This window comes from Embleya sp. NPDC059237, from assembly GCF_042754105.1.
In the GTDB taxonomy this organism is placed as follows: Bacteria; Actinomycetota; Actinomycetes; order Streptomycetales; family Streptomycetaceae; genus Embleya.
This window is the reverse complement of the sequence record NZ_JBHZAE010000012.1, coordinates 313,357-328,779: the sequence shown is the minus strand read 5'-3', so window position 1 is coordinate 328,779 and position 15,423 is coordinate 313,357. Positions and strand designations below refer to the sequence as shown.

Annotated in this window: 15 protein-coding genes and 1 pseudogene; 10 read left to right on the top strand and 6 right to left on the bottom strand. The window is 70.8% G+C overall.

Translation table 11 applies throughout. The features are described from left to right. The first annotated feature begins 180 nt into the window (after positions 1 to 180). Positions 181 to 663 carry a hypothetical protein gene (locus tag ACFXKZ_RS33730; protein WP_380005545.1) on the top strand — a complete coding sequence of 161 codons (483 nt, stop codon included), beginning with the start codon at positions 181 to 183 and terminating at the stop codon, positions 661 to 663. Between the two features lie 110 nt (positions 664 to 773). On the opposite strand, the gene ACFXKZ_RS33725 is transcribed toward ACFXKZ_RS33730, so the two are convergent. After that, the gene (locus ACFXKZ_RS33725) at positions 774 to 1,115 is read right to left on the bottom strand and encodes a VOC family protein (RefSeq protein WP_380005543.1); all 342 of its coding nucleotides are present in this window, start codon (positions 1,113 to 1,115) and stop codon (positions 774 to 776) included. Positions 1,116 to 1,237: 122 nt separating this feature from the next. On the opposite strand from ACFXKZ_RS33725, the gene ACFXKZ_RS33720 reads away from it, so the two are divergent. The 3 genes from ACFXKZ_RS33720 to zapE are packed head-to-tail and all read left to right on the top strand — an operon-like array spanning position 1,238 to position 3,222. Further along, entirely contained in the window at positions 1,238 to 1,822 is a 585-nt protein-coding gene (locus ACFXKZ_RS33720) for a Uma2 family endonuclease (protein ID WP_380005541.1), read from the top strand. Between the two features lie 19 nt (positions 1,823 to 1,841). Beyond that, positions 1,842 to 2,111 carry a hypothetical protein gene (locus ACFXKZ_RS33715; protein WP_126636215.1) on the top strand — a complete coding sequence of 90 codons (270 nt, stop codon included), beginning with the start codon at positions 1,842 to 1,844 and terminating at the stop codon, positions 2,109 to 2,111. A 34-nt stretch (positions 2,112 to 2,145) separates the two neighbouring features. After that, a complete protein-coding gene (zapE, locus tag ACFXKZ_RS33710; protein ID WP_380005539.1) occupies positions 2,146 to 3,222 on the top strand; it encodes a cell division protein ZapE in 1,077 nt (358 codons plus the stop codon). A 421-nt stretch (positions 3,223 to 3,643) separates the two neighbouring features. Here the strand turns inward: zapE and ACFXKZ_RS33705 are convergent. The 5 genes and pseudogenes from ACFXKZ_RS33705 to ACFXKZ_RS33685 all read right to left on the bottom strand — a co-directional run. After that, a pseudogene (locus ACFXKZ_RS33705) lies at positions 3,644 to 5,635 on the bottom strand (APC family permease); the annotation flags it as partial. Positions 5,636 to 5,760: 125 nt separating this feature from the next. Then, positions 5,761 to 6,756, bottom strand: coding sequence for a 2-oxoacid:ferredoxin oxidoreductase subunit beta (locus tag ACFXKZ_RS33700; RefSeq protein ID WP_380005598.1), 996 nt, complete (start codon positions 6,754 to 6,756; stop codon positions 5,761 to 5,763). A gap of 67 nt (positions 6,757 to 6,823) precedes the next feature. Next, positions 6,824 to 8,686: a 2-oxoacid:acceptor oxidoreductase subunit alpha gene (locus tag ACFXKZ_RS33695; RefSeq protein WP_380005537.1), complete on the bottom strand. Its 1,863-nt coding sequence runs from the start codon at positions 8,684 to 8,686 to the stop codon at positions 6,824 to 6,826. A 342-nt stretch (positions 8,687 to 9,028) separates the two neighbouring features. Beyond that, a complete protein-coding gene (locus tag ACFXKZ_RS33690) occupies positions 9,029 to 9,673 on the bottom strand; it encodes a response regulator (RefSeq protein WP_380005535.1) in 645 nt (214 codons plus the stop codon). A gap of 149 nt (positions 9,674 to 9,822) precedes the next feature. Continuing rightward, a complete protein-coding gene (locus tag ACFXKZ_RS33685; RefSeq protein WP_380005533.1) occupies positions 9,823 to 11,157 on the bottom strand; it encodes a sensor histidine kinase in 1,335 nt (444 codons plus the stop codon). A gap of 269 nt (positions 11,158 to 11,426) precedes the next feature. Between ACFXKZ_RS33685 and ACFXKZ_RS33680 the strand changes: the two genes are divergently transcribed. From ACFXKZ_RS33680 to ACFXKZ_RS33655, 6 genes are read left to right on the top strand one after another with little or no spacing between them, the layout of a single operon-like run. Further along, complete coding sequence (locus ACFXKZ_RS33680) at positions 11,427 to 11,798, top strand: NADH-quinone oxidoreductase subunit A (protein WP_078975789.1); 372 nt, start codon at positions 11,427 to 11,429, stop codon at positions 11,796 to 11,798. Continuing rightward, positions 11,789 to 12,391 carry an NADH-quinone oxidoreductase subunit B gene (locus tag ACFXKZ_RS33675; protein WP_380005531.1) on the top strand — a complete coding sequence of 201 codons (603 nt, stop codon included), beginning with the start codon at positions 11,789 to 11,791 and terminating at the stop codon, positions 12,389 to 12,391. The genes ACFXKZ_RS33680 and ACFXKZ_RS33675 overlap by 10 nt, the downstream gene beginning before the upstream one ends. Continuing rightward, the gene (locus ACFXKZ_RS33670; RefSeq protein ID WP_380005529.1) at positions 12,388 to 13,356 is read left to right on the top strand and encodes an NADH-quinone oxidoreductase subunit C; all 969 of its coding nucleotides are present in this window, start codon (positions 12,388 to 12,390) and stop codon (positions 13,354 to 13,356) included. The genes ACFXKZ_RS33675 and ACFXKZ_RS33670 overlap by 4 nt, the downstream gene beginning before the upstream one ends. After that, positions 13,353 to 14,309: an NADH-quinone oxidoreductase subunit H gene (locus ACFXKZ_RS33665; RefSeq protein ID WP_380005527.1), complete on the top strand. Its 957-nt coding sequence runs from the start codon at positions 13,353 to 13,355 to the stop codon at positions 14,307 to 14,309. Before ACFXKZ_RS33670 ends, ACFXKZ_RS33665 begins: the two co-directional genes overlap by 4 nt. Further along, positions 14,309 to 14,863: a NuoI/complex I 23 kDa subunit family protein gene (locus ACFXKZ_RS33660; protein ID WP_380005525.1), complete on the top strand. Its 555-nt coding sequence runs from the start codon at positions 14,309 to 14,311 to the stop codon at positions 14,861 to 14,863. The genes ACFXKZ_RS33665 and ACFXKZ_RS33660 overlap by 1 nt, the downstream gene beginning before the upstream one ends. Beyond that, positions 14,860 to 15,420, top strand: a complete 561-nt coding sequence (locus ACFXKZ_RS33655) for an NADH-quinone oxidoreductase subunit J (RefSeq protein WP_380005523.1) — start codon at positions 14,860 to 14,862, stop codon at positions 15,418 to 15,420. Before ACFXKZ_RS33660 ends, ACFXKZ_RS33655 begins: the two co-directional genes overlap by 4 nt. Positions 15,421 to 15,423: the final 3 nt, after the last annotated feature.

Below are 15,423 nucleotides of genomic sequence, written 5' to 3'. Positions count from 1 at the left end.
GCGAACGACCCGAGACCCGGCACACTAGCCGCGCCACGCTTCGGCGCCGGCCGAAACGCCCCCGTGGTAGACCGGCCTGCGAGCCCCGAAACCGGCCGCCGGCACCGGCTGACAGCCGCCGACAGGGGCGGTCAGCGGATTGTGCGAGGGCTGCCGGCGGTGCGGCGGATGCTCTTCGACATGGACACCACGAGCACCGCCGCCGCCCCCACCCGGACCCCCGGAGTGATCGCCTCCTTCGTGCGCTTCGTCGTCTTCGGCGGCGGGGTCGGCCTCGCGAGCAGCGCGACGCTGGTCCTGCTCTCGGGCCACCTGCCGTTCGCCGCCGCCAACGCGCTGGTGACCGTGGGCTCCACCCTGATCGCCACCGAGTTGCACAGCCGCTTCACCTTCGGGCAGGACAAGCCCGGAAGGAGCGACCACGTCAAGGCGGCGCTGACCGTACTGGTCTGCTACCTGTTCACCACCGCCGCGATGCTGGTGCTGCACACGATCCGGCCGCACGTCGGGGTGCTGCTCGAGCAGTCGGTGTACCTGTCCGCCTCCGGCCTGGCGGGCATCGGCCGGTTCGCCTTCATGCGTCTGGTGATCTTCGCGCGCAAGGGCGGCCCGAAGATGGACGAGCGGGTACTGGCCCGCGAGGCCGTGGTGACCGCCGCCTGAGCGGACCCGACCCCGACCGGCGACGGATCGGCTCACCCGGAGCGGCGACTGTGTCCCGCCGCCTCCCGGTCCGAGCCGATCCGTCGCCTTTTCCCGTGCGCCGCCCCACCTCAGTCGACGAAGCAGAACTCGTTGCCCTCGGGATCGCGCATGACCCGGAACGACCCCTGCTCGTCGGTGACCGTCTCGCCCACCGGTGTGGCCCCGAGCGAGACCGCGAGCGCCACGGCCGCGTCGATGTCGGCCACCGTCAGGTCCAGATGCAACCGGTTCTTCCCGGCCTTGTCCTCCGGCACCGGCTGGAACGCCATCCGCGCCGAGCCGGCCGGCTCGACATGCGACCAACCCCGCTCCCGATCCACCGCTTCCCCACCGAGCAACCCGGCCCAGAACCGGACCAAAACCCGCGGCTCCCGGGCGTCCACGACGATCTGACGCAGCTGTACACGCATACCGCGACCCTAGACGAGAGCACATCTGCCCGAACGGGTGAATGGCCCGAGAAGGTCTACTGTGCCCCCGACCCCGAAACTAGGCTGAAGGAGTTGCCTCGGGGAGAGGAGGAACGGGTGTGATGTCCGTCGAAGCTGTGCACACACATGATGTGGAAACCGACGACGATGCGATGCCGGATCCGTTGCAGTTGTTCTTCACCCTGTCCGAACGACTGCACGACTACCGCGTGGAGTTCATCGACCGGGAGACTCGGGTGTCACCACCGCCGGACGGCGATCACGAGACCCTCATCTGGCGCCTGGCGAGGCAGTTGGCGCGCTTCGACGTAGGCGATCGTTTCGATGCCGCGATGAACAAGGGTCTGCAGACGCCAGCCGGCGATCGTGTCGTTCCCGACATCACCGTGACCGCGTCCGGCGCCATGCGTGGCGCGGAGTCCTGGATGCCGTCGGACGGGGTGCTCCTGGTGGTCGAGGTGACCTCCACCGTCCCCGGCCGGGACCGCTTCACCAAACGGCAGGTCTACGCCGAGGCCGCGATCCCGCTCTATCTCCTGATCGACCGTTCCGAATCCAGGCTGACACTCTTCACCGAGCCGGAGAAGGGCAACTACACGGGCCGCGTGGAGGTCGGCTTCGGCAAGCTGTTGCCGATGCCGGATCCCTTCGGCTTCGTTCTCGACACCGCTTCGATCGTCGACTGAGCCATGGGGGTGGGGCGCCGTGTCCGACGACGCGGACAGTGGACTCAGCCCGCTTGCCCGTCGGGTGCTTGCGTGCATGTTGGCCGTGCCGGAGGGGATCAAGTTCACCGGCAAGGACGTGGCCGACGTGATGCCCGAGGGGCCGTACCGGGTGCAGAAGGCGCTGCGTGAGTTGGGCGCCGCCGGACACCGCACCGTGCGGCGGCTGAAGAGGCCCAACGGGCAGTTCTATGTCGAAGTCGAGTACCACGCCGTTCCGGTCCGATCCGACGATTCGCCGGTGGACTGAGGCGACATTTGGTGCCGGCCCTAGGATCTCGATCATGCGAACGACGGTCGAGACGATCCGGAGCCGTTTCGACGAGGCCGCCCGGGCACGCGGGTACATCCTCGATCCGGCCCAGCGGCAGGCCGCCGACCGCCTGGCCGAACTCGGCCTGGCGCTGGGCCGGGGCCGGGCGCACGGGCTGTTCCACCGCCGGACGCCGCCGGGGTTGTACCTGTGGGGGCCGGTCGGGCGGGGCAAGACCTGGCTGCTCGACACCTTCTTCGCCGCCGTCGCCGGCCCCGCCGACCGGCGGACCCGGGTGCACTTCCACGCCTTCTTCCGGCAGTTGCACGAGGCGGTCCGGCGGCACCGGGACAACCACGGCCACGAGCACAGCGCTGTGGACGCGGCGGTGTCCGAACTCGTGGGCGACGTCGACCTGGTCTGCTTCGACGAGTTCCACGTGCACGACCCGGGCGACGCGATGCTGGTCACCCGGCTGCTGCGGGAACTGCACACCCGGGGGGTGGTCCTGGTCTGCACCTCCAACTACCCGCCGTCCGGGCTGCTGCCCAACCCGCTCTACCACCACCTGTTCGAGCCGACGATCCGGGAGATCGAGACCCGGATGAGCGTGGTCACCGTCGCCGGCCCACAGGACTATCGGGCGCTGCCCCGGGCCGAGTCCGGTGCCGGCGCGTTCGCGCGGGGCGCGGTGTTGTGGCCCGGCGATCCCGGGCAACTGCGCGCACAGGGCCTGGTGCCGCCCACGCCGGCCGAGGCGGCGACGCTGACCGTGAACAACCGCGCGTTGCTGGTCGACGCGGCCCGGCCCGACGAGTTGTGGGCCGGGTTCGAGGCGCTGTGCGAGGGGCGGACCTCGCCGCTCGACTACCTCGTGCTGGCCGAGACGTACCCCACGTGGGTGATCCGCGACCTGCCGCCGCTGAAGACCGCGAGCGCCGAGGCCCGGCAACGTTTCGTGAACCTGATCGACGTGTGCTGCGACGCCGACGTCCGGCTCTTCCTGGGCAGCGACCGCCCGCTGTCGGAACTGCTCGCCGGCGACGACCTGCCGACCGACATCGTGCGCACCGCGAGCCGGCTGGGTCTGCTGCGCCGGGTCGGCTGAGCCGGTCGGCCGCGACGCCCGGAGCGGCCCGTGCCCCCGGCTACTCCTCCTCGTCCTCGGGCAGCAGTTCGTACGTCGGATCGGACATCGCCAGATGGCCCTCCGCCTCGCCGACCACCCCGCGCACGCGCAGTCGGCGGCCCGGTTCCACGCCCGCGAGTCGGCGCCGGCCGTGGAAGAGCAGCCGGATGCCGCCCGTGTCGTCGTACAGCTGGACCTCCAGGGCCGGTCGCGCGGTCTCCGGCGAGGGCGACACCGCCCGGATCCGACCGACCACGTCCGCGTGTTGTCGCCACTTCAGCGCGGCCACCGAGACCGTCGCGACCGGTCCGCCGGCCGGCTCCGGCTCCGCGTCCAGGATCGGCAGCAACCGGGGAACACACTTCGCGGCCGCTTCGCGATCCGGCTCCGGTCGGTGGGCCATCGCCGCGCCGACGTCGTACGGCACGATGGTGGCGACCGCGTGCGGTACCCGGGTCAGCGCGGACGCGATCGACTCGGTGGTCCGCCCGTGCAGCAGCCGACCGATCAGCGGCGGATACGTGCGACGGGGCAGCAGCAGCATGATTCCCGAAGCGCCGTCCGCCACCTCCCGCGCGGCCAGTTCGACGACCGCGCGGGCCAGCCGCCGGTCCGGGCACTCGATCAGCTCCAGCGGGATGTCGGCCGCGCGACTGGCGTCCCAGCGGGTGCTCAGCTTGCGGGCATGCCGGTTGTCCAGCACGAAGTGCGCCGCGTGCAGGTCGTCGGCGCGCAACGAGCGGGCGTAGCGCAGCGCCTGGAGCACCGCGACGTCGAGCGAGTCGACCAGTACCACCACCACCGACCGGTCGCGGAGCCCGAAGTCCGCGGTGGCCGGCGCCGCCTCCAGGGCCGCCGCCTCCTCGCGATAACGCCGGTTGACCCCGATCAACGCCCACACGCCGAGCGGGAAGAGCACGACCACCAGCCACGCGCCCTCGGTGAACTTGGTGATCGCGAAGATCAGTACGACCGTGCCGGACACCACGGCCGCGAGCGCGTTCACCACACATCCGACCCGCCAGTGGCCGGTGCGATGCGTCCAGTGGTGCTTGGTCAGCCCCGCGCCCGCCATCATGAACCCGGTGAACACGCCGATCGCGTACAGCGCGACCAGCGAGTCCACGCTCGCCCGGGTGGCCAGGAGCAGGGCCACGGCCGGCACCGCGAGCAGGATGATGCCGTTGGAGAAGGCCAACCGGTGTCCGCGCTTGCGCAACATCTTCGGCAGGAAGGCGTCCTCGGCGACGAAGTCGGCCAGGAACGGGAAGCCGTTGAACGGCGTGTTCGCGCCGGTGTACAGGATCAGCGCGGTGGCGAGCTGTACGAAGACCAGCCCGACGCGGCCGAGCACCCCGCCGCCGAGCACCAGGTGCGCCTCCTGCGCGATCACCGTGGGGTCGCCGTCCACGTAGGGGATCGCGTGGGTGGCGTGCGCGAGCAGTGAGATGCCGAGCACGAGCGTGGCCAGCACCAGCGACATCGCCACCAGCGTCTTGCGCGCGTTGCGCCCCTGCGGTTCGCGGAAGGTGGAGACGCTGTTGGACAGCGCCTCCAGGCCGGTCAGCGAGGACCCGCCGTTGGCGAACGCCCGCAGCACCACGAACAGCGAGGCGCCGTAGAGCAGTCCGTTGCCCGAGGTGCCCAGCGGGACCGCACCCGCGGCGTGTACGTCCGCCTGGGGCAGCGATCCGTGCGTCGTCCAGCGGATCAGCGCCACCGCGAAGACGATCGCCAGCGCGCCGATGAACAGGTACGCGGGCAGCGCGAACGCCCGCCCGGCCTCCCGGACTCCGCGCAGGTTGCCGTAGAACAGCACGCCGACCACCGCCACGCACACCTCCGGCTTCCACCGGCTGATGTCGGTGTCCCACATCAGGTGCAGCAGCGAGGCGATCGCGTCGGTGCCGGCCGCGGTCTGCACCGCGACGGTGACCACGTAGTCGATCAGCAGCGCGACCGAGGCGACCTGTGCGACCCGCGGCCCGAAGTTGTCCCGGGCCACGATGTAGGAGCCGCCGGCCTTCGTATACAGGCTCACCACGTCCCAGTAGGACAGGGTGAGCAGGAGCAGCACCGCGAGGATCGCGTAGGTGACCGGCAGCAGCAGGGTGAAGGCGGCGACGCCGACGTAGGGCACCAGGGCGCGCAACATCTGCTCGGTGCCGTACGCGGACGAGGAGATGCAGTCCGAGGCCAGCACGCCCAGCGCGGTCGGGTTGGACAACTTCTCGCCGCGCAGCCGCGAACTCACCAGGGGCGGGCCGAGCAGTCGCTTCTTGAGCCGATACCCGATCGTCTCGGGGATGTGGACGTCCACGCTGAGCGGAGCGGGTGGGCCGCCGACCGCCGGCACCCCGGCCCGGCCGCCCGGTCCCGGGGGCGACTGCATACCCGCATGGCTTCCCGGGTCCCGGGCCGTGCATGCGGGTGCTCCGCCGAACAGGGGGCCGGACGCAAAAGCGCGCGGGCCCGGCACACGCTCGTGCCGGGCCCGCGCGGGTCTCGCGTCGTTCGCTAGGCGATCGTCCAGGTGTCGTTGCCGCGGATCAGCGAGGCCAGGTCGCCCGGGCCCTGCTTCGTCGCCGCCTCGGCCATCTGGGCCGACATCAGCCGGTCGTAGACCGGACGCGCGATGTCGCGGAACACCCCGATCGGGGTGTGCGTGTTGCTCGTCAGATCGCCGAGCCGGGTCAGCGCGAAGGCCAGCTCCGGGTTGTCCGCGTGCGCGTCGTGCACGAGCACCGCGTCCTCGCCGACCTTGGCCACCTCGGCCACGTCCAGCGCACCGTGCGCGCCGCGGATGACGCCGTACTGGCCCTGTGCGCCGAACCGGATCGGCTGCCCGTGTTCGAGCCGGATGGTCACGTCGTCGCGCTGCGCGGGGTCCTTGAGCTGCTCGAACGCGCCGTCGTTGAAGATGTTGCAGTTCTGGTAGATCTCCACGAGGGCCGTGCCCTCGTGCGCCGCCGCCGCGCGCAGCACCGAGGTCAGGTGCTTGCGGTCGGAGTCGATCGACCGGGCCACGAACGACGCCTCGGCGCCGATGGCCACCGACAGCGGGTTGAACGGGTGGTCGAGCGAGCCCATCGGGGTGGACTTGGTGATCTTGCCGGTCTCCGAGGTGGGCGAGTACTGACCCTTGGTCAGACCGTAGATCCGGTTGTTGAACAGCAGGATCTTCAGGTTGACGTTGCGGCGCAGCGCGTGGATCAGGTGGTTGCCGCCGATGGACAGCGCGTCGCCGTCACCGGTGACCACCCACACCGACAGGTCCTCGCGCGAGGTGGCCAGACCCGTCGCGATGGCCGGCGCGCGCCCGTGGATCGAGTGCATGCCGTAGGTGTTGAGGTAGTACGGGAAACGGCTGGAGCAGCCGATGCCCGAGATCCACACCACGTTCTCCTTGCGGAGCCCGAGTTCGGGCAGGAAGCCCTGCACGGCGGCCAGGATGGCGTAGTCGCCGCAACCCGGGCACCAGCGCACCTCCTGGTCCGACTTGAAGTCCTTCATGGACTGCTTGGCATCGGCCTTCGGGATCAGCGCCAGCGAGGGGAAACCGCCGGCGCCGTTCGCGGACTCAGACACTCTCGATCACTTCCCGGATCACGTGGGCCAGTTCCTCGGACTTGAAGGGCAGCCCGCGAACCTGGTTGTACGACATGGCGTCCACGAGGAACCTGCCGCGCAGGAGCAGGGCGAGCTGACCCAGGTTCATCTCCGGGACGATCACCTTGTCGTACGACCGCAGCACCTCGGCCGTGTTGGCCGGGAACGGGTTGAGGTGGCGCAGGTGGGCCTGCGCGACCTTGCCGCCCGCGGCCCGCACCCGGCGCACCGCCGCGGCGATCGGGCCGTAGGTGGAGCCCCAGCCGATCACCAGGACATCGGCGTCGCCGGTCGCGTCGTCGACCCACAGCGGGTCGATGTCCTTCGCGATGCCGTCCACCTTGGCCTGGCGGGTGCGCACCATCAGGTCGTGGTTGGCCGGGTCGTAGGAGATCGACCCGATGCCGTCGGCCTTCTCGATGCCGCCGATGCGGTGTTCCAGACCCGGGGTGCCGGGCACCGCCCACGGGCGGGCCAGCGTCTCGGGGTCGCGCTTGTACGGCCAGAACTCCTTGGTTCCGTCCGCGTTCTCCTGGTTCGGCTCGGTGGCGAACGCGACCCGCAGGTCCGGCAGTTCCGACGTCTCGGGCAGGCGCCACGGCTCGGAGCCGTTGGCCAGGTAGCCGTCGGAGAGCAGGAAGACCGGGGTGCGGTACTTCAGCGCGATCCGGGCCGCCTCGACGGCGGCGGCGAAGCAGTCGGACGGGGTCTGCGGGGCCACGATCGGCACCGGCGCCTCGCCGTTGCGGCCGAACATGGCTTGGAGCAGGTCGGACTGCTCGGTCTTGGTGGGCAGCCCGGTGGAGGGCCCGCCGCGCTGCACGTCGACGATCAGCAGCGGCAGCTCCAGCGAGACCGCGAGCCCGATCGTCTCGGACTTGAGCGCGACACCGGGACCGGAGGTGGTGGTCACCCCGAGCGCGCCGCCGAACGAGGCGCCGAGCGCGGCGCCGATGCCCGCGATCTCGTCCTCGGCCTGGAAGGTGCGCACGCCGAAGTTCTTGTGCTTGGCCAGCTCGTGCAGGATGTCCGAGGCCGGGGTGATCGGGTACGAACCCAGGTAGACCGGCAGCTCGGCCAGTTGTCCGGCGGCCACCAGGCCGTAGGACAGCGCGAGGTTGCCGGTGATGTTGCGATACGTGCCCGAGGGCAGCTTCGCCGGTGCCACCTCGTAGGAGACCGCGAAGTCGTCCGTGGTCTCGCCGAAGTTCCAACCCGCCTTGAACGCCGCCACGTTCGCCTCGGCGATCACCGGCAGCTTGGCGAACTTGCGCCGCAGGAAGTCGATGGTCGCCTCGGTCGGGCGGTGGTACAGCCAGGACAGCAGCCCGAGCGCGAACATGTTCTTCGCCCGCTCGGCGTCCTTCTTGGAGATCTCGAACTCGGCGAGCGCGCCGACCGTCAGCGTGGTCAGCGGGATCGCGTGCACGTTGTAGGCGTCGAGCGACCCGTCCTCCAGCGGACTGGTCGGGTAGCCGACCTTGGCCATCGCGCGCTTGGAGAACTCGTCGGTGTTGACGATGATCTCGGCCCCGCGCGGCAGGTCGCGGATGTTGGCCTTGAGCGCGGCCGGGTTCATCGCGACCAGGACGGTCGGCGCGTCGCCCGGGGTCAGGATGTCGTGGTCGGCGAAGTGGAGTTGGAAGCTCGACACGCCCGGCAGGGTGCCTGCGGGCGCCCGGATCTCGGCGGGGAAGTTGGGAAGGGTCGACAGATCGTTTCCGAACGTCGCCGTCTCGGACGTGAAACGGTCGCCCGTCAGCTGCATTCCGTCACCGGAATCGCCGGCGAACCGGATCACGACCCGGTCGAGCTGCTTGACCTGCTTGGTCACGGGGAAGGACCTCCTCGGCGCTGCGGCGGTTGGTCCGCGCACCGCGCGGATGTCGCAGTTTTCATCGTACGGCGGCACGGAGGGACACCGTGGTGCCCCCCGCGAACGGGCGGGGATCCGCCCTGGCGCGCGACGTGAGCGGCGTCACGCTCCGGACATGGCCCGCAAGCGGTACAAATCCGGCTGAATCCGAGCAAACCACAGCTGGATCCAGGTGAAGCGCTGCGGTTTCCGAGCAAAACGCTGCGGTTTCCGAGCAAAACAAAGGCCCGTCCCCGGCTGGGACGGCGCCTGCGATCGACCGGATGATTGCATGGGTCCAGTAATTCGATCCCAACGATGTCAGGATCCGAGATAGGCGAGTACTGCGAGCACGCGTCTGTGATCGGTGTCACTGGGCGCCAGGCCGAGCTTGCCGAAGATGTTGCTGACGTGCTTCTCCACCGCTCCGTCCGACACCACCAAAGCCTGCGCCACGGCCGCGTTGGTACGCCCTTCGGCCATCAAACCGAGTACTTCGCGCTCGCGCGGTGTGAGCTTTTCCACCACATCCCGTTTGCGCGAGCGGCCGAGCAGTTGCGAGACCACCTCGGGGTCGAGGGCGGTACCGCCGCCGGCCACCCGCTCGACCGCGGCGACGAACTCGCCGACGTCGGCGACCCGGTCCTTGAGCAGATAGCCGACGCCACTGGTGTTGCCCGCGAGCAGTTCCGTCGCGTACTGCTCCTCGACGTACTGTGACAGGACAAGCACCCCGACCTCGGGCAGCGTCGCGCGCATCTTCACCGCCGCGCGGATGCCCTCGTCGGTGTGCGTCGGCGGCATGCGCACATCCACCACGCAGACATCGGGACGCAGCTCGGTCGCGACCGCGACCAGTTGTTCGGCGTCGCCGACCGCTCCCACGATCTCGTGGCCACGAGCGGTCAACAATCGGGACAAACCGTCCCGAAGTAGTACGGAATCCTCAGCGATGACGACGCGCACTGCGTTCACATCCCCCAAATCCGGTAGGCCGCACCCGGACGGCGGGTGCGGCCTACAGTCTTCCGGATTCGAACGGATGCGGCGTACTCCGGCCGAAACCGCGGCCGGCCGTCCCGATCGGGAGGGTGGGGGTCACCCTCGACAAAACCTCACAGCGGCAACCACACGGTGACCCGGGTCGGCCCGCCCTCGGGGCTGTCCACATGCAGCGTGCCGTCCACACCGCGCACCCGCTCGGTGAGGCCGGCCAGACCGGAACCCTTGCCGGTGGCGGCACCACCCGCGCCGTCGTCGGCGACGATCAGGTACATCCGGCCGTCCTCGTGGCCCACCGTCACCCATGCGTGCGTGGCGCGGGCGTGCTTGGAGACGTTGGTCAGCAACTCCGACGCGCAGAAGTAGGCGACCGACTCGATCGGCGCGGGCGGGCGCTCCGGCAGATCCACCTCGACCCGGACCGGAACGGTGCAGCGGGCCGCGATCGAGGACAGCGCCGCGTCCAGACCCCGGTCGGTGAGTACCGCCGGGTGGATGCCCCGGGCGAGGTCGCGCAGCTCCTGGAGGGCGAGCTTGACCTCGTCGTGCGCGGAGGACACCATCCGCGCGGTCTCGGTGTCCTGACTCGCGTTCAGGTTCTCCTTCGCCATGCCCAGGTCCATCGCCAGCGCCACGAGCCGTGCCTGGGCGCCGTCGTGCAGGTCGCGCTCGATCCGCCGCAGGTCCGAGGCGGCCGTGTCGACCGCCGCGCCGCGCGAGACGGTCAGGTCGCGCACCTGCTCGGACAGGAAGGCCGGGCCGAGCAGCCCGCGCACCATCACCCGGTCCACGTTGGCCATCCCGCGCACCAGCCACGGGGTGGCGAAGAACAGCACCACCCCGGCCACCACGGTCAGCGAGACCGGGCCCGGCCCGGCGAGGTAGTGGTCCACGCCCGGCTCGTTCGGCCCGTCGCCGGAGATCATCGCGCCCGGCATGTCGGCCCGGCGGTACAGCGGCTGGATGAGCGGATAGGCGATCGCGCTCAGCGAGGTCGCCCACAACACCGTGGTGACCACGAAGGTGAAGACACCCCAGGGCAGTTGCAGGAACAGGTAGAGACAGGCCCGCCACCCCGTACGGTCGGTCAATCCCCCCCTGATCCAGCCCGTCCAGCCGGGCGGGTGCCGCATCGGTGCCGGAGCGCGGACGTGCTCGTCGAGCAGCGCGCTCGCCCGAGCCCGCTCCATCCGCCCGAGCGCGCGAGCGCCGAGCAGGGTCAGCACGATCAGCGGCAACCCGAGCAGGAACAGCGGGGTCAGCCCGATGCCGAGCGCGATGAACACCACCGCGTAGGTGAAGCCGACGATGCCGACGGGCAGATTCAGCACCAGATGGATGGTGTCGGTCCACGTGCGCACGGTGAACGGCGCGCGCAGGATGCCCGGCCGGGTTCGAGCCGGGGCATCACCTGTGGACCCGTCGTAGGCAGTCACGGGTGAGGGCATGGACATGGAGTTGCCTCGCTGGGAGAGAAGCCGATCCGTTGGGTCAACTCTGCCTGGAGGCCCGGACGGGTCCCATGGCGCGGGTCGGTGTCTTGGGGGTGGGGTTGTCCCTACCACCTGGGGCCGGGGCGGATGTCACCGGTCCGGCGGGGTCGACCGGACCGGACACCGGGGACAGGTCCGGCGCAACCCCCCTAGACTCCCGTGCCACAAAGATACGCAACGTCCACGCAACGTCGAGGCAATGTCGATCGGGAGGCAGGCGCCGGGTGGAGGGCTACTACGGAACGTACGCGCTCGTGGGTCTGGTGCTGCTGGTCGCGTCCGCCTTCGTCGCGGTGGCGTTCGTCGGCGGGCGACTGCTGCGACCGAGCGTACCCACGCACGAGAAGCTGACCACGTACGAGTGCGGTGTCGATCCCGTGGGGGTGGGCTGGGCGCAGGTGCACATCCGCTACTACCTCTACGCCTATCTCTACGTCATCTTCGCGGTCGACGCGATCTACCTGTTCCCCTGGGCGACGGTCTTCGACGCGCCCGGCTTCGGCGCCACGACCCTGGTGGAGATGTTCGTGTTCGTCGGCTTCCTGGCCACCGGACTGCTGTACGCGTGGCGGAAGGGCGTGCTCGCATGGACGTGACACCCGCTCCCGCGGATCGACCGCCGGTCGATCTGCCGACACCCCGGCTCGGGGTGCTCTCCCGGCTGGCGCCCGACCCGGTGCGGTTGGTGCTCAACTGGGGGCGGCGCTACTCCCTCTGGGTGTTCAACTTCGGCCTGGCCTGCTGCGCGATCGAGTTCATCGCGTCGTCGATGGCCAGGCACGACTTCATCCGCCTCGGCGTGATCCCGTTCGCGCCCGGACCGCGCCAGGCCGACCTGATGGTCGTGTCGGGCACGGTCAGCGACAAGATGGCGCCCGCGATCAAGCGGCTGTACGAGCAGATGCCCGAGCCCAAGTACGTCATCTCGTTCGGGTCGTGCGCCAACTGTGGTGGGCCGTACTGGGATTCGTACTGCGTCACCAAGGGCGTGGACCAGATCGTGCCGGTCGACGTGTACGTGCCGGGCTGCCCGCCGCGGCCGGAGGCGCTGCTCCAGGGCATCCTCAAGCTCCAGGAGCGGATCGCGGTGGAGAACCCGGCCGCGCGGTACGGGCGTACGCTGCCCGCCGCCGCGTTGAGTCGGCCGCCGGTCGCGCCGCCCACGCCGCCGGCCGGGGGTGCCGGATGACCCCGGAGGAGATCCGCGCCGGGGTGGGCGAGGAGTTGGTGCTCGCCGTGTCGGACGCCTACGGGCTCGTCACGCTCGACGTCGCGCCCGAGCACTGGGTCGACGCGCTGACCGCGGCGCGCGATCGGCTCGGTTGTGCGTTCTTCGACTGGCTCACCGGGGTGGACGAACTCGCGGACGGGTTCGGCGTGGTCGCCCACGTGTGCGCGATCCCGCGCGGGCCCCGGCTGCTGCTGCGTACCCGCGTGCCGCGCGAGGGCGCGGTGCTGGCGAGCGCGACCGGGGTGTACGCGGGGGCCCGCTGGCACGAGCGAGAGACGCACGAGATGTTCGGGATCGATTTCACCGGGCACCCCGGCCTGGATCCGCTGTTGTTGCCGGACGGGTTCGAGGGGCATCCGCTGCGCAAGGAGTTCGTCCTGGCCGCGCGGGTGGCCAAGCCCTGGCCGGGGGCCAAGGAGCCGGGCGAGTCCGACCACGGCGGCGGGCCGGGGCGCTCGCCGGGCCGGCGGCGCACGCTGCCGCCGGGTGTGCCGGACCCGGCAACGTGGGGTCCGCACAAGGAGGAGGCGGCGGCCGAGGCCGTGGCCGCCGCCGAGGAGCGCCCACGCCGCGCCCGCGGCGCGTCGGCGGGGTCGGCGAGCCAGGCCGGGACGGGGACGACGGAGGGCACGGGCGCGCCGCCGCGCCGGACCCGCAGTGCCTCGGCGGGATCGGCGAGCCAGGCGGCGGAGGGCACGCCCCCGGCGCGGCGCACCCGCAGCGCGTCCCAGGGGTCGGCGAGCCAGACGCCGCCGGCGGCGCAGCCGCCCCCGACGCCGCCCGCCGCGGAGCCGGCCGAGCCCGCCGAGCCGGCCGAGCCCGCCGAGCCCGCCGAGCCGGGCAAGCCCGCCGAGCCGGCCGAACCCGCCGAGCCGGCCGAACCCGCGAAGCCCGCCGAGCCCGCCGAAGGGGACACCCCGTGAGTCTCCTCGACGTGTGCCTCCGGCTCGTTCTCGTGCTCGGGGCCTTCCTCGTGCTGCCCCTGGTGATCGGTCAGACCGAGCACAAGGTGATGGCGCACATGCAGGCCCGGGTCGGCCCGATCTACGCCGGCGCCTTCCACGGCTGGGCACAACTGGTCGCCGACGGCGTCAAGTTCGCCCAGAAGGAGGACATCGTCCCGGCCGGCGCCGACCGCCGGGTCTTCAAACTCGCGCCGGCCGTCGCGCTGATCCCCTACTTCGTGGTGCTGATCGCCATCCCGATCGGCCCGAACGGGTTCGTCGGCCGCACCATCGACGCCGGCATCGTGTTCGTGCTCGCGGTGATGGGCGTCGGCGTGCTCGGCTCGCTGATGGGCGGCTGGGCGTCGGCCAACAAGTACTCGCTGCTCGGCGGCATCCGCGCGGCGGCCCAGCTGATGGCGTACGAGCTGCCCATGCTGCTCGCCGCCGCCTCGGTCGCGATGGCCGCCGGCACCGTGTCGCTGCCCGGGATCGTCGAGGGCTTCGAGTGGTGGTGGTTGCCCTGGCAGGCGATCGGCGGCGTGGTGTTCTTCACCGCCGGTCTCGCCGAGATCCAGCGCCCGCCGTTCGACATGCCGGTCGCCGACTCGGAGATCATCTTCGGCGCCTACACCGAGTACACCGGCCTGCGCTTCGCGTTCTTCCTGCTCTCCGAGTACGCCGGGATCCTGGTCGTCTGCGCGCTGACCACCGTGCTCTTCCTCGGCGGCTGGCACGGGCCGTGGTCGGACTCGGTCGGCTGGTTGTGGACCCTGCTCAAGATCGGCGTGCTCGCGTTCGTGGTGATCTGGCTGCGGGTCAGCTACCCGCGGCTGCGCGAGGACCAGCTGCAGAAGCTGGCCTGGACGACGCTCGTCCCGCTCGCGCTCGGCCAACTCGTCCTGACCGGCGTGGTAAAGGTGGCGACCTGATGAAGGGCCTGGCCAAGGGCCTCGCGGTGACCCTCAAGACGCTCACCCGACGCAGCACCACCCAGTCCTATCCGGAGGTGCTCCCCGAACTGCCGCCCCGCTCGCGCGGGGTGATCGCGCTGTTCGAGGAGAACTGCACGGTCTGCATGTTGTGCGCGCGCGAATGCCCCGACTGGTGCATCTACATCGACTCGCACAAGGAGGTCGTGCCCGCCCGTGAACCCGGCGCGCGCGACCGCACCCGCAACGTGCTCGACCGCTTCGCGATCGACTTCGCACTGTGCATGTACTGCGGGATCTGCGTCGAGGTGTGCCCGTTCGACGCGCTGTTCTGGTCACCCGAGTTCGAGTACGCGACGGGCGACATCCACGAACTCACGCACGAGAAGGACCGGCTGCGCGAGTGGATGTGGACGGTCCCGCCGCCGCCCGCCCTCGACGAGCGCGCCGAGGACCCCAAGGAGCTGACCCAGGCCCGCAAGGCCGTGGAGAAGGCGGAGAAGGCCGCGGCGGCGGCCCGGGCCGCCGCGTCGGACGCGGAGGAGACACCGTGAATCTCGCCGCCACCGAGCACGGATTCCTCTCGCCCACCGGCGCGGAGATCGCGTTCGTGCTGATCGGCCTGGTGGTGCTCGGCTCCGCGCTGCTCGTGGTGACCACCCGTCAGGTCGTGCACGCCGCGCTGTGGCTGGTGGTCACCCTCGGCGGTCTGGCCGCCGAGTACCTGCTGCTCACCGCCGAGTTCATCGCCTGGGTCCAGGTGCTGATCTACGTCGGCGCGGTCGTGGTGCTGCTGCTGTTCGGGCTGATGCTCACCAAGGCGCCGATCGGCTACTCGGAACCGGTCGACCGCACCGCCCGGATCCCGGCCGCCGCAGTCGCGCTCGGCGCCGCCGCGACCCTGGTCACCGTGATCGTGGACGCGTTCCGGAGCGCCTACCTCCACCTGGGCGACGACACCGTGGGCACCACGAAGGTCACCGGGGAGAGCCTGTTCAAGGTGTGGGTGTTGCCGTTCGAGGTGTTGTCCGTGCTGCTCCTGGCCGCGTTGATCGGCGCCGTCGTGCTCTCCCGCTCCCGGGCCCGCGCGCGCTCGGATCGGAAGGACTGACCC